The sequence below is a fragment of the Burkholderia sp. RF4-BP95 genome (assembly GCF_001521985.1).
GTDB lineage: Bacteria > Pseudomonadota > Gammaproteobacteria > Burkholderiales > Burkholderiaceae > Burkholderia > Burkholderia diffusa.
This window is the reverse complement of sequence record NZ_LOSX01000092.1, coordinates 193,174-210,880: the sequence shown is the minus strand read 5'-3', so window position 1 is coordinate 210,880 and position 17,707 is coordinate 193,174. Positions and strand designations below refer to the sequence as shown.

Genomic DNA, 17,707 nt, shown 5'->3' with positions numbered 1-17,707 from the left:
CGGTGCGGTGCGGCGCGCGTGGCCGCCGCAGTGCACCGTGCTGCCGCGTGCGCGACGGCTTATTCGCCTTCGGCGGCGATCACCTGGGCGGCGGCGTTGATCACCGACGCGATACGGCCGACGTCGCGCAGCTGCGTCGTCGTCATGCCTTGCTCGTTCTTCAGCAGCGCATAGTGCGACTTCACGCAGAAGTGGCACTTGCCGACGATCGATGCGGCGAGCGCGTACATCTCGAACCTGCGCTTGTCGACGCCGCCGTGCGACGCATACGCGCCCATCCGCAGCTCGGCACGCTGCGTCTTCAGGTCGGCGTCGTCGGCCATCTCGACATACGGATACCAGGTGTTGTTCATCCCCATCAGCGCGGCCGCCGTCAGCACGGCGTTCGTCTCTTCGGGCGACAGCACGCCGGCTTCGCGGATCGTCTTCACGAGCACGGTGCTCTTCGCCGCGACCGCCGCCGCCAGCGCGACGCCGACTGCATCGGTGCCTTCGAGCGACGAGCGCGAGATCGTGCCGTCGAGGTTCAGGCGAATGTCCTTCGCGTAGTCGGGGATACGTGCCTTAATCGAGTCGATGAATTCCATTGATATCTCCTATGGGTTGGCCGTTAAAAAAGCCCGCAGGCAGGACGTGCGCCGCGGGCTTCGTGCATCGATGCGCTTACAGCGTTGCGCCGCCGACTGCACGGTTGCACGGGCAGAGTTCGTCCGTTTGCAGGCCGTCCAGAATGCGCAGGACTTCTTCCGGGCTGCGGCCGACGTTCAGGTTGTTCACCGAAACGTGCTGGATCGTGTTGTCCGGATCGACGATGAACGTCGCGCGCAGGGCAACGCCGGCTTCCTTGTCGCGCACGCCGAGCTGGTCGATCAGCTCGCCCTTGACGTCGCCGAACGAGTAGTGGTTCAGCTTGTCCAGGTCCTTGTGCTCACGGCGCCATGCGAGCTTCACGAATTCGTTGTCCGAGCTGCCGCCGAGCAGGACGGCGTCGCGCTCTTCGAACTGCTTCGTCAGCTTCGCGAACTCGACGATTTCCGTCGGGCACACGAACGTGAAATCCTTCGGATAGAAGTAGATGATCTTCCACTTGCCCGGGAACGACGCTTCGGTGACGGTCTCGAACGCCGACTGGCCGTTTTCCTCGTGATTGTTGAAGCCCGGCTTCGCGGCTACGACGGTGAATGCTTCGAGTTTATCGCCCACGGTTTTCATGCGGATACTCCTGTGTGAGTTGGGAAGAAGACTGAGTCAAGCTACCTCGGTGCTGCAACGTTGGTGTGACAGCATGGGCAGGACTATAACACTATTAACAAATCGCTTCAATAGATTTTGGCTAACGATTCCCATAGTTTTTTTCAACCGCGCCGATAGTGTGACGCGCAAGAAGCGTGCGCGAACGCGTCACGCCGTCGCACGCGCCTTGCCGGCGCCGGGGAATTCGAGGGTGACTTCGAGGCCCGCTTCGGGGCTGCGGTTGCGCAGGCGCAGCGCGCCGCGATAGCGGCCGACCAGGCGCAGCACGATCGCCATGCCGAGCCCCGTGCCGTCCGCCTTGGTGCGCGCCGTGTCGACGCGGTAGAACGGCCGCATCACGAGCGGCAATTGGTCCTCGGGGATGCCGGGGCCCTCGTCGCTCACCGACAGCTCGACGCGCGCGTGCGTCACGCGCGTCTCGAGCGTGATGCGCGATACGCCGTCGTCGCGGCTCTGGCCGTATTTGCGCGCGTTCTCGACGAGGTTGCCGATCACGCGGCGCATGTCGGTCTCGTCGGCTTCGATCACGGCGGTCGCCGCGAGCCGCGTGCGGATCTCGACGCCGTCCTCGCCCGCCACGCGCGCGGCGACTTCCTGCGCGATCGACGACAGGTCGACGGGCTCTGGCTTGCGTTGCGACGGGCGCGCGTAATCGATGAAGGCCGCGATGATGCGGTCCATCTGCTCGATGTCGTCGACCATCGCGTCCTTGGTCGCCTGGTCGGACGGGCTCATCTCGGTCTCGAGGCGCAGCCGCGCGAGCGGCGTGCGCAGGTCGTGCGAGATGCCCGCGAGCATCAGCGCGCGGTCGGCCTCGAGCTGTTCGAGATCGCGCACCATCTGGTTGAAGCTGCGGTTGGTCTCGGCCGCGACGCCCATCCCGCGCTCGGGCAGCAGCTCGGGCGTCTGGCCCGAGCCGATCTGCCGCGCGGCGAGCGCCAGCCGCGAGAACGGCCGGTTCACGAGACTCGTGATGAACGCCGAGCCGAACAGCGACAGCGCGAGCGCGAACAGGCCCCAGCCGGCCCACTGCAGGCCGGTGACGCTGTCGAGCTGGTCGCGGTCGAGCGCGACCCAGTAGTCGTCGTCGTCGATCTTGAAACTGATCCACACGCCCGGGATGTCGTTGACCGATTGCGCGATCACGGTGTCGTCGCCGAGACGGCTGCGGATGTCGTGTTCGATCAGGCGGTTCAGCGATTCGTCGGGCTGCAGCTTGAACTTGTCGGTTTTTTCGCGCGGGTACACGCGCACGCCCTCGTTGCTCTCGAGATCCTGCAGCAGCGCGCGCCGCAAATCGGGATCGGAATAGAGCAGGGCGGTGCGCGTGAGCTTCACGATCGCGACGAGCTGGAGCGCGACGCGCTGCGCGCGCGGCTCGCGCTCGATCACGCGAAAGCTCTGGAACCACGCGGCGAGACTGACCGAGATCAGCAGCGCGATCAGCAGGAAGGTGCGCCAGAACAGCCCGCCGAACGCGAGCTGCAGGAGGCGCCGGTCGATACGCATGGGACGGGCCGAGGACGGGCGAAACCGGAAAGGAAAAAGATCAGGCGGCGCCGTCCGGAATGAACACGTAGCCGAGGCCCCAGACGGTCTGGATGAAGCGCGGGCTGCCCGGATCCGGCTCGATCAGCTTGCGCAGGCGCGAGATCTGCACGTCGAGGCTGCGGTCGAACACTTCGTATTCACGGCCGCGCGCGAGCTCCATCAGCTTTTCGCGCGACAGCGGCTGGCGCGGATGACGCGCGAACACCTTCAGCACCGAGAATTCGCCGGTCGTCAGCGGAATTTCCTGGCCGGACTTCGTCAGCGTGCGCGTCGCGAGGTTCAGCGAGAACTCGCCGAACTCGAACACCTCGGTGGTTTCAGACGGCGCGCCCGGCAGCTCGGCCGGCGCCTGGCGGCGCAGCACCGCGTGAATGCGCGCGACGAGTTCGCGCGGATTGAACGGCTTCGGCAGGTAGTCGTCGGCGCCCATCTCGAGGCCGACGATGCGATCGACGTCCTCGCCCTTCGCGGTGAGCATGATGATCGGCGTGCGGTCGTTGCTGCCGCGCAGGCGGCGGCAGATCGACAGGCCGTCCTCGCCCGGCAGCATCAGGTCGAGCACGAGCAGGTCGAAGCGCTCGCGCACCCAGAGCTTGTTCATCGCGGTCGCGTTTTCCGCGACGTACACGTTGAAACCCTGCTCGCCGAGATAGCGGCGCAGCAGATCGCGCAGGCGCGGGTCGTCGTCGACGACGAGAATCTTGGAGGGGTTTTTCGTTTCCATGAGCGGCATCTTATCGCGAATGGGAAATTACGCACGGTCGCGTATTTTCGCGCGTTACAGTCCGTTACAAAATTTACCCGTAGTGTCGCGCGGAGTAAAGGCAGGCTATAGAGATTCCTTTACTCGAAGCCGAAATTCGGTAGATACTCCCCTGCACTCCATCTTTCATCTTTGTACGCCCGAATTCCGCAGGGTTTTTCAAGTACCAGAGGTAACCGGTTGCCGCGTGACGAAGGGAACAAATCGACCAAAGAAGCGAGGACGGTCATGCGATCTGCCCGGATTGCACTGATGCTGACGATCGCACTTGCCGGTCCATATGCGTCGAACTTCGCGTATGCGCAGCGCCCCGAGCAGGGCGCCCCGTCGCGCAAGCTGCCGCGCGGCAAAGCGCCGCAGCCCGACCGCACCGCCGACATGGCGGTCCGTTCCGCCGTGCCTCCCGATCTCGAACAGCGCCGCCGCGACGGGCACATGACGCCCGAGGAGCGCCACCTGTTGCGCCAGCACATCGAGGACGCCGTTCGCGAGCTGTACAAGCGCTGATCCGCACGCGCCCACGCGCCGCGCGGAAAGATTCCGTAGCAATTTTTCCGTCAACTTTCGGATGCCTGCTGCCGTTGTACCGGCATCCGCACCGCCGGTGCGTTCCGGGAGTCCACGACGATGAAAGCGAACGCTGCCGCCCCGGCATCGCCCGCGATGCAGGCGCCGCTCGACGCCGACGATGCGCTGTTCTTCCTGAGCCGCACCGGCTTTTCTCCCGCACCGGCCGAGGTCGCCCGCATCGTCGGGATGACGCGCGCGCAAGTCGTGGCCGACACGCTCGGCAACGTGCGTCGCGACCCCGTGACACCCTGGCCTGACTGGCTCGCCGAGTTGCCGCCGACCCGCGCGCAGCGACAGGCGCTGACGCCCGACATGCGGCGCGACGAGCAGGGCGAACGCAATCGCCGCTACGATGCGTTGCGTGCGGCGTGGGTCAACGAGATGGTCGTGACGCCGTCGCCGCTCACCGAGCGCATGACGCTGTTCTGGCACGGGCATTTCACGTCCGGGCAGGACAAGGTCCCGTATCCGCAGACGATGGCCGCGCAGAATGCGCTGTTTCGCCGCGAGGCGCTCGGCAACTTCGGCGCGCTCCTGCATGCGGTCGCGAAAGATCCGGCGATGCTTCAGTATCTCGACGGCGCGAGCAACCGCAAGGGCCGTCCGAACGAGAACTTCGCGCGCGAGGTGATGGAGCTGTTTACGCTCGGCGAAGGGCATTACACGCAGCACGACGTCACCGAGGCCGCGCGCGCGATGACCGGCTGGAGCGTCGATCCCGATACGCTGCGCTTCGTGGTGCGGCCCGAATGGCACGACGCGGGCGACAAGACGATACTCGGCGAGACCGGTGCGTTCGACGGCGACGGCTTTCTCGACATCCTGTTGAAGCGGCCCGACACCGCGCGCTTCATCGCCGGCAAGCTGTGGCGCGAGTTCGTATCCGATACGCCCGAGGCCGGCGCGCTCGATATCGTCGCCGAACGGTTTCGCGCGAGCGGCTACGACATACGCGCGGCGCTCGCCGCCCTTTGGTCGACCGACGAATTCTGGGATCCGCGCAATCGCGGCGTGCTCGTGAAGTCGCCGGCCGAGTTCGTCGTCGGATCGGTGCGGTTGTTCGACGTCGCGTACGGCGATCCGCAGATGCTCGCGAACACCGTGCGCACGCTCGGGCAGAACCTGTTCTATCCGCCGAACGTGAAGGGCTGGCCGGGCGGCGCGATGTGGATCAACAGCACGACGCTGCTTGCGCGCAAGCAGTTCGTCGAGCAGTTGTTCCGCGCGACCGAGACCGCCGGCATGCGGGCGCCGGCGCATGCAATGGCGGCACCGTCGCCGAATGCGCGTGCGCACGCGATACCGGTTGCCGACGCCGCGTCGGTTGCCGGCATGCGTGGCGCGCCGGCCCGGCCCGCGCGCGGCGGCCTGCGATTCGACCTCGAACGCTGGCTTGCGCAGTATCGTGCGCGGCCGCAGGCGATTGCCGGATTGTCGACCGAGCTTCAACTGCAGCACGCGGTGCTGCCGGTGTCGCCGGTCGCGGCCATCGATACGGACTCGGCCGGCGGCGCGTATCTCGAGGCGCTGCTGATGGATCCGGCCTATCAACTGAAATGACCGAAACGACGACGAACAGGCGCGCTGCCGCGGTGGCCATGCCGCGCGGCGAACCGAAGGATGCACGATGAACCGACGTGATTTTCTGACGCTGACGGGCGCCGCGGCCGCGGCGGGCGTGTCGTTGTGGCAGCCGCCCGCGCAGGCGGCGACATCGATCGCCGCGGCGGGGCGGCAGCCGGCGGCCGGCTATGCGAACGTGCTGATCCTCGTCGAGCTGAAGGGCGGCAACGACGGCCTCAACACCGTGGTGCCGTATGCCGATCCGCTCTACTACCAGTTTCGCCGAAGCATCGGCATCAAGCGCGATCAGGTGCTGCAGCTCGATGCGCATACGGGGCTGCACCCGTCGCTCGCGCCGTTGATGCCGCTGTGGCGCGACGGGCAGGTCGCGGTCGTGCAGGGCGTCGGCTATCCGCAGCCGAACCTGTCGCATTTCCGCTCGATCGAGATCTGGGATACCGCGTCGCGCTCCGACCAGTACCTGCACGAAGGCTGGCTCACGCGCACGTTCGCGCAGGCGCCGGTGCCGCCGGGCTTCGCGGCCGACGGCGTCGTGCTCGGCAGCGCGGAGATGGGGCCGCTCGCGAACGGCGCGCGCGCGATCGCGCTCGTCAATCCAGCGCAGTTCATCCGCGCGGCGCGGTTGGCCGAACCGTCGTCGCTGCGCGAGCGGAACCCGGCGCTCGCGCACATCATCGACGTCGAGAACGACATCGTGAAGGCGGCCGACCGGCTGCGCCCGCGCGGCGGCATGCGCGAGTTCAGGACCGCCTTTCCGGCCGGTACGTTCGGTACATCGGTGAAGACCGCGATGCAGGTGCTCGCGGCATGCGAGGCGTCGGGGCCCGGCGCGCAGGACGGCGTCGCGGTGTTGCGGCTCACGCTCAACGGTTTCGATACGCACCAGAACCAGCCGGGGCAGCAGGCTGCGCTGCTCAAGCAGTTCGCGGAAGGGATGAGTGCGATGCGCGGCGCGTTGATCGAACTCGGACGCTGGAACCAGACGCTCGTGATGACGTATGCGGAATTCGGGCGGCGCGTGCGCGAGAACCAGAGCAACGGCACAGATCACGGCACCGCCGCGCCGCATTTCGTGATGGGCGGGCGCGTGGCGGGCGGGTTGTACGGCGCGGCGCCGGCACTCGGGCATCTCGACGGCAACGGCAACCTGCCGGTCGCCGTCGATTTCCGCCAGCTGTATGCGACCGTGCTCGGGCCGTGGTGGGGGCTCGATGCGACGCACGTGCTGCAGCAGCGCTTCGATACGCTGCCGCTGCTGAAGGTGTGATGCCGGGGAGGGTGACGGCGCGGGTCAGCGGCGGCGCGCCGCGCGCCACGCGATCCACAGCTTGCGGATCGGTGTCAGGGCGATGCGCTGGTGCAGCACCTGGTAGCCGTCGCGCTCGATTTCGTCGAGCAGCGCACCGGCCAGTGCAATCTGCGCGCGCAATGTGCGTTGCGCGCGGCGCTCGGATGCGGGGACCGCTGCGTCGGCGGCGGCCAGCGCGTCGCGTGCGCGGCCCGTCTGAAACTGCAGCAGCTCGGTGAAAGCCGGGCTGTAGCGGCGGTTCAGCAGGTCGGCAGCGGTCACGTTGTAGCGTTGCAGTTCGTCGATCGGCAGATAGATGCGGCCGTGCCGCGCGTCGTTGCCGAGTTCCTGCACGAATTGCGCGAGCATCAGCGCGCGGCCGGCATCCGCGGCCCACGGTTGCGGGTCGGCCGGATTCGCGGCACTTGCGCGCGCGACCAGCGACGCGAAGGTGCCGCCCACCTGCGCGATGTAGCGCTGCAGGTTCGCGAAATCCAGATAACGTGCCTGTTCGAGATCCATCCCGTAACCGTTGACGAGCGTGCGCAGCGCGTCGGATTCGGCCTCGATCGCCGGGTGGTGTTGCGCGAGCGCCTTCGTGACCGGATGCGACGGTTCGCCGGCGGCGAGCGCCGCGAGTTCCTTGTGCCACCACGCGAGCTTCGTGTGTCCGACGGTCGGATCGCTGGTTTCCTTGACGGTTTCCTCGAGTTCGCGGCGCAGCGCGAACAGGGCCGTCAGCCGCGGTTCGGCGGCGAGCGGCGCCTGGCGCAGCGCGTAGTAGACGCTGGAGCCTGCGGGGGCGGCCTTTTGCTGACAGTAGTCGTCGAAGTTCACGGGTGGGATCGTGGCGGAGGCGGGTTCGGGGACGCGCGCCGGCGCATGGCCGGCACGTCGAGCGCGGCATTCTAGCACCGCTCTTCGACGGGCGCCGGTGGGGCGAGACAACGCTGCGCAGATCGGGTAGAATCTCGCGCTCGCCTGATCGGGTGTGCCGGTTTTCAGTTCGGCATGAAGCCCCGGGCGCGTGGAGAACGCATCTTGCGTGCCATGCGATTGGGCGACAGAAATCCGCGTGAGTGGCGAAATTGGTAGACGCACCAGGTTTAGGTCCTGACGCCCGCAAGGGTGTGCCGGTTCGAGTCCGGCCTCACGCACCACATATACTCCCAAGCAATCCAATGTTTGGCCAAAAAGCCCCGTCAGTCAAGCACTTACGGGGCTTTTTGTTGCCAGCGTTGCCCAGCGTTTCCCATTGACACCCACGTAACCCGGGGGCATCGTAGGGGGCAGTTTCCTCCGATCAGGGGCATCGAAATGCCCCCGCGCTCAAATGCCCCTTACCGATGTCGCTGTCCGTGCGGCGAAGCCCCGCGAAAAGTCCTACAAGCTGGCCGATGGCCAAGGCATGTACCTCGAGGTCATGCCGAGCGGCTCGAAGTACTGGCGGTTGAAGTATCGCATCGACGGCAAGGAGAAACGGATGGCCCTCGGGGTCTATCCGGCGGTGACCTTGCTGGCCGCTCGGAAGGCCCGTGACGAGATTAAAGATCAGTTACGCGGTGGCCTCGATCCCTCGCATGAAAAGAAGCGCGTGAAGGCGCAGCGCAGCCTTGACCGAGCGAACTCGTTCGAGCCGATCGCGAGGGAGTGGCATGAGCAGAAGAAGGGCGCTTGGAGCGTTCGGCACGCGGATCGGATCATGAAGCTTCTCGAACGCGAACTGTTTCCGGTGCTCGGAGCGCGGCCGATCGCCGAGATCACGGCGCCCGAGTTGCTCGCGGTGATTCGAAAGATTGAGGCCCGCGACGCGATCGAGCTGGCGCACAAGGCCATCCAGGCAACGAGTCAGATCTTTCGGTACGCGATTGCCACCGGCCGGGCAGAGCGTGACCCGGCTCCCGATCTTCGCGGTGCGCTGAAGACCCGTACCGTCGTGCACATGAAGCGCGTGAGCGAGGCCGAGCTGCCGGAGCTCATGCAGAAGATCAGCGCGTACGACGGCGACTTTCAGACGCGCCTAGCGCTGCAGTTCATGGCGTTGACGTTTGTACGGACGAGCGAACTGCGGTTCGCCGAGTGGACCGAGATCGACGAGAAGAAGAAGGAGTGGCGCATCCCGGCCGAGAAGATGAAGATGCGCACGCCACACATCGTGCCGCTGTCAAAGCAGGCGCTCGAGGTAATCGCGAAGCTGCGCGAACTGAACGGCCAAAGCCAGTTCGTGTTCCCCAGCCGTTCGAGTTCGAAGAAACCGATGAGCGAGAATACGATCCTGTACGCGCTGTACCGGATGGGTTACCACTCACGGATGACCGGGCACGGCTTCCGCGGCCTGGCATCGACTATCCTGAACGAGCACAATTTCAACCGTGACTGGATCGAGCGCCAATTGGCGCACAGCGAGCGCGACGGCGTCCGAGCGGCGTACAACCACGCCGAGTACCTGCCCGAACGCCGGAAGATGATGCAATGGTGGGGTGACTATCTGGACACGCGCGCGTCCACGATGCGCGCGGATCGAATATCGAGTGGGCGTTGATCGCGTCGGTACAGTCGTTGCTTGTAACGAAACGGCCACCGCATGCGTTGTAGGCCCCGTCCGAAAACCTGACAAGAACCGGGCTGGAATCATGAAATAGGGTTAAAATCCGCGTCTTTTCCTACATTCGTCTGCTATTGTCCAGTGTTAACATCACGTCGATAGTGACGGATGGAACATCACTGCGGGACGGGGCACATCACTTTGGGAGTTCGTCATGGCCGCTGAACTTGAACAGGAGCTTGCGACATACAAGCGCCTGCTGCCGGAATTGCTCAACGACGAAGGGAAGTTTGTACTGATCAAGAAGAATGAGGTCGTCGAGAAATTCGACTCCTATGAAGACGCCTTGAAAATTGGCTACCAGCGATTCGGGTTGGAACCATTTTTGGTCAAGCAAATCAGCCGTCTCGAACCAGCCGCAAACTTTACGCGTCGCTATATTGTCCCGTGCCCAGCATAAATCTCCAGATCGGTCCTATGGGACCATTGGTCCATGTTGTCCTTGCCAGTAGCGTTCCGCGCCAGGCTGCTTTGACAGCCGCGGGGGTAGCGTTGCCGGCACCGACGCAGGGTATCTTCCTTATCGACACAGGTGCAAGCCATACGTCTGTAGATCCAAGCCTGCTTGCGCCGTTGAAGTTGCAGCCGACGGGAACGATTCCGGTGCACACTTCATCGACAAACGGTGCACCGGTTTCATGCAATCAATATGACGTGGAACTCGCGATTGGCGCCCCAAACGGGCTGCCTTTTACCGTGCCCGCTCTTCCAGTGACAGAAGCAAATCTTGCTGCGCAAGGCATCTTTGGTCTGATCGGTCGAGACGTTTTGTCACGCTGCACGTTTATCTACAACGGTGTTACCGGGCTGTATACGCTCTGCTATTGAGCTGGTGCCACCGATGAATCACGAAGCCCCGCACCGTGCGGGGCTTCTCATTCCCGTGGTTGTAGAACGTTACTTTCTCGGAATGATCGCGACGGTAACTTATCGCATCCCAGCACGCCTCATCTCCTCGCGAAGCAGATGCATCAATCGATGCAACTGTCCCTGTGCGCCGGCTAGATCGCCCTTGTTTTTGACGTTCTTGTCGGTATAGACGTACCACTCCTCGATGCGCTCGAGCGAGTTCCTGAGCGCGCGGATCTCGAGGATGAGCCACCGCACCTGAAGATCGGTGTATTCGCGCCATAGCGCGCGAAGCTCGTCCTCTGTCGGGGCGTCGAACTCCGGGACCGCCGGCTTCAGCTTGAACCGCGGATCCGTGAGCGGGATGCGGTTGCGATCGATCCTGGTTGCTTCGATCGGCTCGCATGGGCCGAGGAACGTCGACCGCGGGTCCTTGTCGATCCAAAACTCAAATTCACGTTTTGTGAGCTCGATCGGGGTCCTCAGGCGATTCTTCTCGCCTTGGAATCCGTACTCCCAGATGTATGCCCACTGTGGCTTGATCACGGCTGAAATACTGTATAAAAACACAGTATATTTCGAGATAAGCTGCTGCGGTCAAGACCAAAATCGGGGGAGACGGGCATGTGTACACACTACCGAGCGCCGCATGAGGACATCGAGATCCGAGAGTTGAGGATCGAGCCGTTCAGTGACCTGTATCGGGACTTCCCTTGGAAGCCCGAGATCTACCAGGACTATCTCGCGCCGATCGTTGCGAACGTCGATGGAAAGCTCAAACCGTTGGCTGCGGGCTTCGGATTTTGGCCTCGGGCACTACAGAAGGCCAACGTCGAGAAGGCGAAGGAGCAGGGGCGCAAGCCGCCGATTATGCGCAGCACGATGAACGTGCGCGATGACAACCTCGGCAAGTCTCCGTTGTACGGGCCGGCGTGGCGTGCCGGGCGCCGCTGCCTAATCCCGGCCGAGTGGATCTATGAGTCGTGCTACGAGACGGGGAAGAATGTGTGGCACCGGATCGGACTGGCCGAATGGCGCACGATGTGTGTCGCGGGCATTTGGCGGACGCTGACGGGCCCGGACGGCGTCGACCATCACACGATGTCGATGATCACCGTGAACGGCGAGGTGCACCCGATCTTCTCCCGCATGCACAAACTCGGGGACGAGAAGCGAGCCGTTGTGATCCTGCATCCGGGCGACTGGGAAGAGTGGTTGACGACGTCGAACGTCGAGGCTGCGCGTGCGATGCTGCAGCTTTATCCAGCTGACGATATGCTGGCGGAATCCGCAACAACTTCTGAGACCGTGTAATGCCGATCCTCGAAGGTTTGAGCTACGGCGAACTTACTGCTCAGGCCGAACTGGTGATCAGTTCGCTGCTTGCGCGGGCGACCGCAATTCCCGATCAGGACGCAGCCGGGAAGTTTCGAGATCTCGCGCATGGTGCGCTTGTTCTCTGGTCCGGCCTTGCATATCGGACCGCAATGAAGATCGGTGAGGTGGACAGATACATGGCTGATCAGGAGCGCTTGAGTGCGATGTTTCCCGAAGGTATGTTGAACGTTTGAAGAAGCGGAAACCAACTATCTGAGTGCGTGTTACGATCGTCGGGCCACAAAACGGGGGATCAATATCAATGTCGACGGCATACGAGTCTGCCAGATCTACAGTCCAGGTGCAGCGCATTGCAACGAAGGCCAATCGACTTTCGCCTGTTGCTATATGTATTCGAGAAGCATTAAGACAAGGTATCGAGGCAGGAATATGCTCGAGCCTGAGCTTGTCTCTTCACGATTCCAACACGGATGTTGTACTTAACTTCGCAATCTCTACGCCGCACGGGATGGTGGAGTGTGTGTTTGATCAAGCATTCAAAGACGATGAGCTTGTTGGGCGGTATCGATTTTTTGCGGTTGAGAGACTGCCGGGCGAGCAGGTTGTCGCGACGGAAGTCTGGGCTATCTTGTTTACCGAGGGCAGCGAGGTCGCGCTCGATACCTCCGGTTCGTTCGGTTGGTCGATAGACATTAACGAGTCAGTCACGATGAGATTCGTCGAAAACTTTCTCGTGACGCTCCATGCCAAGCTGCAAGCGAATCTTCCCCGCTACTAACCTCATATTGGAGGTCGCATCGTGAAGCGAGTGTTTCTTCAGAAATACTATGAAGCAGAGGATGAATCGTATCCGCTTGGCGCTCCCAGCGAGTATGAGGTCACCGATGAAGAACTCGAGGAGTTCAGCAATGGCGTCGTGTGGAGCGATCGACTGAATGGTCTCTTCGCTATCGTCGACAGCGATCCGAGTTGAGTCCTATGACGATCTTGTCGAAGGAAGAACTGATCGAACTGACCGGCGGCCTAAAGCAAGGGGCAGCCCAGATCCGCTGGATCGAACGCGCTCTCGGCATCAAAGCGCCGCGGCGCATCGACGGAACGCCGATGATCACGTGGGAGCAGATCAACAACGCTCTAAACCCCGATCGGTCAGACCGCAGCCGTGGGATCAACTGGACGAAGTAGCTATGATCCGATGGCAAGCAACTTGTCCACTTCCTCGATCGGAATGAGACCGCAGCGGTTCAGCCGCAGCGTCCCGAACTTGATCATGTTGTGCACGGTCCGAGCGCTCACCCCGAGCATCTCGGCCGCCTGCTTCTGGTTGACCTGAGCAGGGCGGGGATGTCGGTCCGCATATAGCTCAACCGCTCGTAAAGCAATGCGCAATTCGCGAGCCTCGTCGGTGCCGTGGGCGCCTGCGTGATCGACGCCTTTTCTCTTGATGGTCCCGATCCTTGACCGTAGCCACTCGTCGAAGTTGATCGAGAGATCGTCGTGCTGGTTGCGTTGCATGTCTCCTCCTGGTCGATGTCGCGCTCGTCAGTATCCAACCATCCGGCGAACCCTTAGGTCGGATGCCGTCATGTATTCTGCGTCCGGGCTGACGTAGTACTTGCTTCCAATTTTCTTCGGGGTAGGGTGGATCATCCCATTCTTGACCCAATTTCGAATTGTGCGTAGCGGGGGAGCATATTCGCCAAACGTTTCTTCGGCCCACACACTAAGAGGTATCAGCTTGGGTTTGGATTTTGACTTTGGCGTAAGTTGCGGTGGAGAGGATTTCTTGGCGATATTGTCGAGCGCTTCCTTGATTTGCTTCTCATCTCTCTCGATTTGACGAACCACTCGTTCGACCAAGGGGAGCTTCCGCGCTTCCTTTTCTTCGTCAAGCCATCGTAGGTACTCCGGAACATTGAGTTCGAACTCGCCGTCACCTACGCGGCGAAAGTGCCGATCGCGTTGGAGCCGGCCATTCCGCATCTGGCTCCTGATCCGAGGCAGGCTGCGGTTCATGATCTTCGCGGCTTCTTCCAACGGAATCCATCGGTCGTCTTCTTGTTTCGTCATTGGCGTCTCCCAAGCTGTTGACCATACGTTCCCACCGTGGCGAACAGTTTACAAAATTCCTCTTGACCAAGGGTTTCTGCGGGGCTACTCTGGTTTCATCGCTGAAACAACAGTGATCGGGTTTGGCGACCTGACTCCATAGGCGGACAACCGCCGAAGTGCGGTTTTTTTACGTCCGTAGGCCACAGCACGCCTGTACAATTTACGGGTGGGCGATGGTGGGGAGACCTTCGGGTCTGCCGGTTTCCTATGGGCCGGTTCGCCAACCCTGTCATTCGCCCGCCCACCCCATTTGGCGATGGGGCGCGGGTCTCCACATCCATAGGAGGCCGAAATGCCTGGTTCAAACGCGCCCGCAGTTTCCACTTCCCGACTCGACTACACCGATCCGACGTTTCGCGGCGCGATGATGAGTGACCATTGGGTCACCGGCGACGACAGCGAATTCGCCATGGTTCCGGCGAACCTCATCGCCGACGTGTACCGCGCGTCTGATGCGATCACGACAATCGCTCGATTGGTTCATAACAGCAGCTGCGAACCGGGAATGTCGAACGCCGAACCGCTCGGACATGCGGCTCACCTTGGCCTGCTGAACGCTGCGGAAATCGTCGGTCAGTACCTGACTGAAGTTGCGGACCGGATGCTGGAAGGCATGCAACTGGCCAAGCGCGTGAACGAGTCTGCGGAGGTGCGCCATGACTGACATTCGCGCGCTGAAGACGCTGCCCGAGACGCTTCCGAACGTCAGCGTGATGACCAGCCTCTTGTCGATCACCGGCGGTCTACCGTTGTTAGATGCCTTGGAAGCATCGTCGTGCCATCTGACGGTTGCGCTCGACGTGCTGAGCGAAACCGCGGCCAATAGCACTGAAAAATCAAGCGCGTTGTATGCCGTACTCACATCGGTGGGGATAGCCAAAGGGTTGCTCGATTCTGCCGTTGGTGCCATCCAGGTCGCCGACAACGAGGTGCGTCATGACTGAGAAAATCAATCCCAACGCAGTTGTTCCGTCCGCCGGCGAGTTGTCCATCGTCATGGACAGAACTCTTGCCTATGCATGTTACGTTGGCACCCGCGCGCATCTGGAAGCTGAAGGTGTCATTCCTGCAGGAACCGAATGGCGACGAGGATATCGATCGATTTTTTGGGACGAAAACGGCATTAGCTTCGCCTTACAGCGAGCACGTCCCAAGGGTGCCAAAGGTCCGCGACGAGAGTTCGAAGACTGCGACAACTGGTGCCTGCGCATGCATGCGGTCGGCCGAGACCATCGCGATTCCTATATTCGCACGAAGGCTCGAGAACTTCGCGAGGCGCTCTTCGCGCAAACGCCTGAAGGAAAAAAGCTCAGGAATCTGTATTTCGTGGCTCTCGAGGACAAAGGCTTCCAGGAGTTCCGTGACAAGGTGACCGCGCTGGCAGAACTCGAAAAGCCGAAGAGTCGGCGGCGTAGGGCCGAGCAAGCAAGCGGGGAGGGCGATCATGACTAAGCGCTATTTGTCTCCGGCGTACCGGGCCGGCGTAGAGACTTTCGTGTCAAAGATGCGCGAGTGGCGGGCAGATCCGGAGCACAACTATCCTCGTCAGACTGCTGCGAAGATGAGCGAGGCCGTGACGAGTCTGGACGGCGACGAGCGGACCGGGTTTGAGGAATCTCTGTCCCTGCTTTTCCACATGTATGCGTTCGAGGGATGCGGGCCGTGCTTCGAAAGCTGGAACCCGATCCCAGAGCTGGAGGATCCGGACTACTGGCTTGCTCAACAGTAAGTTGCGTCGCAACATGCCGCGCCAATTCGGTACGGCATAATCGGTTCAACCGCGCCTAGCTCGACGGGGCGAACGCAGGGCTCCCTTACCCTGCTGGCGCGGCTTTCTTTAAGGGGGCATGAGGGAGCGCCGTGGAGCATTTGAGAAAGTCTCACAGCATTGCCAAGCTGGCGAGGGAATGGGCGAAAGAGGAGCCGGGAGATCGTCAGTTCGAATTGCTTCATGCGATAGCGAACGGGCTGCTCGTCGTCACCGAACCAATAGTAGATGCAGCCATATTGGATACGGAGAGCGACGAGAACCAATTCCTTGCAGAACATAGTGACTACGAACGCTGCTATTGGATTAGCGGTGCCGAGGTGATTTTCCGTCGAGATTTCATGACTGCAATCACCGAGTACCTTGAGTATGGATCCCCCAAGTCAGTGAGCACGATGCAACTCGATGAAGCCTGTCGACATCTGTGCATCCGGAAAACCGATTTCCTTCAGTATCTTACGAAACAGCGACGCACACTACCTTCGTTTTGGTTTTCACCCGCAGAGCGAGTGGTTCTCAAGGACGCACCAAAAGACCTAGCGGCATCATTGTCGAGGATCGAGGCCGATCTTAACGAACGGAGAGGAGTTCCGACGCTGTTGCAGCTTTGGTTCTTGCACGATACATGGACCCGTAGTCAGGGCCTGATGCTGATGTCTGATCTGAGCCCAAGCACGAAGTTTGATTACGAATATCGCTCGATGGACGACAGAGTGCGCTTCATTTCGTATCTTGAAACGCTCGATGGGCTCGAGCACGACCCAGATGAGGGCTACACATACGAGAAGCGATTGGCGTTGTATGAGTCTCTTTGGGATAGCGGCGATCATCCATCGCGAGCAACCCCACAGTACTTTGTGGACTGGGCCGTCGCAAAGCTGAAGCCTCCATCGTGGATGGAATGGGCAATCGAAAAAAATCTGCTGAAGCGGCCCGTACCCCAAGACCAATCCGTCCCAAATAAAACTGTAAAGACGCTGCGCGAGTTTTGTGGTGGTCACGAAACTATGTTGCTTAAGCTGTTAGTCAAAGGGGCGGTCCAGTGGTGGAGCAGTTACGATCCCAATGACCGGTCCACTGCTCCAAAATCGGATGATGTCATTGCCTGGTTCGTCGGGCAAGGCACATCTTCTCGCGTAGCTGAAGTGATGGCACAAATTCTGCGAGCTGATGGGTTACCAACGGGGCCTCGCGGAAAGTGATTGGATCGAGTTGGTTCAACGCCGAAACGCACTAATGGGTTGGTTGTCCGCGCCAAGGAGTCCCAATACGGAAGCGGGTTTTCGACCGACTACCCAATTGTCCGCGCCAACTTTCCGCGACGTTCGCGCCTATTACCTAGGCTGAATTGCTACCAATATTCACTCACTGGTTACCAAGTGAGGGAATATGAATAAGACAGCAGCGCGGGCCGATTCCGGCAAGCCGACCGAGCCGATCCTCCCGCGGGTCGGCCTCTCCAAATGGGCTCAGATCGCGCCCTTTATTCCGATGTGCCGCGAGTCCTGGCGGAAACTGGGGCTCGCCGGCAAGGCGCCCCAACCGATCCGGATGAGCCGCACGCACTCCTGCTACAGCAACGCCGAAGTGCATCGATGGCTGGCGGATCCGCTCGGTTATCGAGCTAATCCTGGCCTCGGCAAGGCTGCGTAAGTGGTCTTGCGAAAATCAAAAAATGGAACCGATCATTCAGGGCAGCGAGCCGCCGAAGATCGCTGAGAACGTCAGCAAACAGAAACTCGGACTGTTCGAGAACATGGTGATCTTCGCGAACAAGGTTATGAAGGTGTATCCGGCATTCTGTGAGCTCTACGGAATGGAGAAAGTGATCGAGCATGTGGTGGTGAACTTCGCCAGGGCCGCTCGCCGTGCGGCGCTTGGGGCGACACAGTTCGCGCAATATCGCTGTCTGCGACAAGGCCTTAGGCGACTTCTTTTCTGGTAGTGGCGGCGCTTCTGGTAAGGCTCGGACGAACCACTATCACTCATTCGTGGTGTCAGTGGCCCTCTGGACCAGAAATGGCC

25 protein-coding genes, 1 tRNA gene and 1 pseudogene are annotated in these 17,707 nt (G+C 61.5%); 19 read left to right on the top strand and 8 right to left on the bottom strand.

Annotated features, from left to right (window positions below):
- Positions 1 to 59: 59 nt before the first annotated feature.
- The 4 genes from WS46_RS32305 to ompR all read right to left on the bottom strand — a co-directional run bounded on the left by WS46_RS32305 (position 60) and on the right by ompR (position 3,538).
- Positions 60 to 587: a carboxymuconolactone decarboxylase family protein gene (locus tag WS46_RS32305; protein ID WP_044843722.1), complete on the bottom strand. Its 528-nt coding sequence runs from the start codon at positions 585 to 587 to the stop codon at positions 60 to 62.
- Positions 588 to 663: 76 nt separating this feature from the next.
- A complete protein-coding gene (locus WS46_RS32300; RefSeq protein ID WP_006478563.1) occupies positions 664 to 1,212 on the bottom strand; it encodes a peroxiredoxin in 549 nt (182 codons plus the stop codon).
- Positions 1,213 to 1,401: 189 nt separating this feature from the next.
- A complete protein-coding gene (locus tag WS46_RS32295) occupies positions 1,402 to 2,763 on the bottom strand; it encodes an ATP-binding protein (protein WP_059693488.1) in 1,362 nt (453 codons plus the stop codon).
- Positions 2,764 to 2,803: 40 nt separating this feature from the next.
- Positions 2,804 to 3,538 (bottom strand): two-component system response regulator OmpR, encoded by a 735-nt coding sequence (ompR, locus tag WS46_RS32290; protein WP_004192636.1) that lies wholly within the window; start codon positions 3,536 to 3,538, stop codon positions 2,804 to 2,806.
- A 258-nt stretch (positions 3,539 to 3,796) separates the two neighbouring features.
- Here ompR and WS46_RS32285 point away from each other — a divergent pair, with 258 nt between their 5' ends.
- From WS46_RS32285 to WS46_RS32275, 3 genes are all read left to right on the top strand, one after another.
- Positions 3,797 to 4,075, top strand: a complete 279-nt coding sequence (locus WS46_RS32285; RefSeq protein ID WP_059693486.1) for a hypothetical protein — start codon at positions 3,797 to 3,799, stop codon at positions 4,073 to 4,075.
- A gap of 120 nt (positions 4,076 to 4,195) precedes the next feature.
- The gene (locus WS46_RS32280) at positions 4,196 to 5,698 is read left to right on the top strand and encodes a DUF1800 family protein (RefSeq protein ID WP_059693484.1); all 1,503 of its coding nucleotides are present in this window, start codon (positions 4,196 to 4,198) and stop codon (positions 5,696 to 5,698) included.
- A 67-nt stretch (positions 5,699 to 5,765) separates the two neighbouring features.
- Positions 5,766 to 6,989, top strand: coding sequence for a DUF1501 domain-containing protein (locus WS46_RS32275; protein WP_059693483.1), 1,224 nt, complete (start codon positions 5,766 to 5,768; stop codon positions 6,987 to 6,989).
- A 24-nt stretch (positions 6,990 to 7,013) separates the two neighbouring features.
- Here WS46_RS32275 and hpnD read toward each other — a convergent pair whose 3' ends face one another.
- The gene (gene hpnD, locus WS46_RS32270) at positions 7,014 to 7,847 is read right to left on the bottom strand and encodes a presqualene diphosphate synthase HpnD (protein ID WP_059693480.1); all 834 of its coding nucleotides are present in this window, start codon (positions 7,845 to 7,847) and stop codon (positions 7,014 to 7,016) included.
- A gap of 236 nt (positions 7,848 to 8,083) precedes the next feature.
- Here hpnD and WS46_RS32265 point away from each other — a divergent pair.
- The 4 genes from WS46_RS32265 (at position 8,084) to WS46_RS34875 (ending at position 10,443) form a co-directional block, all read left to right on the top strand.
- Positions 8,084 to 8,170 (top strand) — tRNA-Leu (locus tag WS46_RS32265).
- Between the two features lie 173 nt (positions 8,171 to 8,343).
- On the top strand, positions 8,344 to 9,552 hold the full coding sequence (locus tag WS46_RS32260) for an integrase arm-type DNA-binding domain-containing protein (protein WP_059693478.1): 1,209 nt from the start codon (positions 8,344 to 8,346) through the stop codon (positions 9,550 to 9,552).
- Positions 9,553 to 9,769: 217 nt separating this feature from the next.
- Positions 9,770 to 10,015 carry a hypothetical protein gene (locus WS46_RS32255; protein WP_059693476.1) on the top strand — a complete coding sequence of 82 codons (246 nt, stop codon included), beginning with the start codon at positions 9,770 to 9,772 and terminating at the stop codon, positions 10,013 to 10,015.
- A 17-nt stretch (positions 10,016 to 10,032) separates the two neighbouring features.
- Positions 10,033 to 10,443, top strand: a complete 411-nt coding sequence (locus WS46_RS34875; RefSeq protein ID WP_082725435.1) for an aspartyl protease family protein — start codon at positions 10,033 to 10,035, stop codon at positions 10,441 to 10,443.
- Between the two features lie 99 nt (positions 10,444 to 10,542).
- Here WS46_RS34875 and WS46_RS32250 read toward each other — a convergent pair whose 3' ends face one another.
- Positions 10,543 to 11,034, bottom strand: a complete 492-nt coding sequence (locus tag WS46_RS32250; protein WP_059693475.1) for a hypothetical protein — start codon at positions 11,032 to 11,034, stop codon at positions 10,543 to 10,545.
- 54 nt (positions 11,035 to 11,088) lie between these two features.
- Between WS46_RS32250 and WS46_RS32245 the strand changes: the two genes are divergently transcribed.
- The 5 genes from WS46_RS32245 to WS46_RS32230 all read left to right on the top strand — a co-directional run bounded on the left by WS46_RS32245 (position 11,089) and on the right by WS46_RS32230 (position 12,987).
- On the top strand, positions 11,089 to 11,778 hold the full coding sequence (locus WS46_RS32245) for an SOS response-associated peptidase family protein (protein WP_059693472.1): 690 nt from the start codon (positions 11,089 to 11,091) through the stop codon (positions 11,776 to 11,778).
- A complete protein-coding gene (locus WS46_RS32240; protein ID WP_059693470.1) occupies positions 11,778 to 12,035 on the top strand; it encodes a hypothetical protein in 258 nt (85 codons plus the stop codon). The genes WS46_RS32245 and WS46_RS32240 overlap by 1 nt, the downstream gene beginning before the upstream one ends.
- A 212-nt stretch (positions 12,036 to 12,247) precedes the next feature.
- A complete protein-coding gene (locus WS46_RS32235; protein ID WP_156443225.1) occupies positions 12,248 to 12,580 on the top strand; it encodes a hypothetical protein in 333 nt (110 codons plus the stop codon).
- Positions 12,581 to 12,601: 21 nt separating this feature from the next.
- Positions 12,602 to 12,775 carry a hypothetical protein gene (locus tag WS46_RS35835; protein WP_156443224.1) on the top strand — a complete coding sequence of 58 codons (174 nt, stop codon included), beginning with the start codon at positions 12,602 to 12,604 and terminating at the stop codon, positions 12,773 to 12,775.
- Between the two features lie 5 nt (positions 12,776 to 12,780).
- Positions 12,781 to 12,987, top strand: a complete 207-nt coding sequence (locus WS46_RS32230) for a DUF4224 domain-containing protein (RefSeq protein WP_059693467.1) — start codon at positions 12,781 to 12,783, stop codon at positions 12,985 to 12,987.
- Here the strand turns inward: WS46_RS32230 and WS46_RS32225 are convergent, their stop codons facing one another.
- Both WS46_RS32225 and WS46_RS32220 read right to left on the bottom strand, forming a co-directional pair.
- Complete coding sequence (locus tag WS46_RS32225; RefSeq protein WP_257130102.1) at positions 12,988 to 13,317, bottom strand: helix-turn-helix domain-containing protein; 330 nt, start codon at positions 13,315 to 13,317, stop codon at positions 12,988 to 12,990.
- A gap of 27 nt (positions 13,318 to 13,344) precedes the next feature.
- Positions 13,345 to 13,872, bottom strand: a complete 528-nt coding sequence (locus tag WS46_RS32220; RefSeq protein ID WP_059693465.1) for an excisionase — start codon at positions 13,870 to 13,872, stop codon at positions 13,345 to 13,347.
- Between the two features lie 334 nt (positions 13,873 to 14,206).
- Between WS46_RS32220 and WS46_RS32215 the strand changes: the two genes are divergently transcribed.
- The 7 genes and pseudogenes from WS46_RS32215 to WS46_RS36685 all read left to right on the top strand — a co-directional run.
- Positions 14,207 to 14,578: a hypothetical protein gene (locus WS46_RS32215; protein ID WP_156443223.1), complete on the top strand. Its 372-nt coding sequence runs from the start codon at positions 14,207 to 14,209 to the stop codon at positions 14,576 to 14,578.
- Positions 14,571 to 14,858, top strand: coding sequence for a hypothetical protein (locus WS46_RS32210; protein ID WP_059693461.1), 288 nt, complete (start codon positions 14,571 to 14,573; stop codon positions 14,856 to 14,858). The genes WS46_RS32215 and WS46_RS32210 overlap by 8 nt, the downstream gene beginning before the upstream one ends.
- Positions 14,851 to 15,366 carry a hypothetical protein gene (locus WS46_RS35830; protein ID WP_156443222.1) on the top strand — a complete coding sequence of 172 codons (516 nt, stop codon included), beginning with the start codon at positions 14,851 to 14,853 and terminating at the stop codon, positions 15,364 to 15,366. Before WS46_RS32210 ends, WS46_RS35830 begins: the two co-directional genes overlap by 8 nt.
- Positions 15,359 to 15,643: a hypothetical protein gene (locus WS46_RS32200; protein WP_156443221.1), complete on the top strand. Its 285-nt coding sequence runs from the start codon at positions 15,359 to 15,361 to the stop codon at positions 15,641 to 15,643. Before WS46_RS35830 ends, WS46_RS32200 begins: the two co-directional genes overlap by 8 nt.
- Positions 15,644 to 15,774: 131 nt before the next feature.
- Positions 15,775 to 16,884 carry a hypothetical protein gene (locus WS46_RS32195; protein WP_059693455.1) on the top strand — a complete coding sequence of 370 codons (1,110 nt, stop codon included), beginning with the start codon at positions 15,775 to 15,777 and terminating at the stop codon, positions 16,882 to 16,884.
- A 187-nt stretch (positions 16,885 to 17,071) separates the two neighbouring features.
- Positions 17,072 to 17,335, top strand: coding sequence for a hypothetical protein (locus WS46_RS36690; protein ID WP_059693453.1), 264 nt, complete (start codon positions 17,072 to 17,074; stop codon positions 17,333 to 17,335).
- A gap of 109 nt (positions 17,336 to 17,444) precedes the next feature.
- Positions 17,445 to 17,549 (top strand): annotated as a pseudogene (locus WS46_RS36685) (hypothetical protein); the annotation flags it as partial.
- Positions 17,550 to 17,707: the final 158 nt, after the last annotated feature.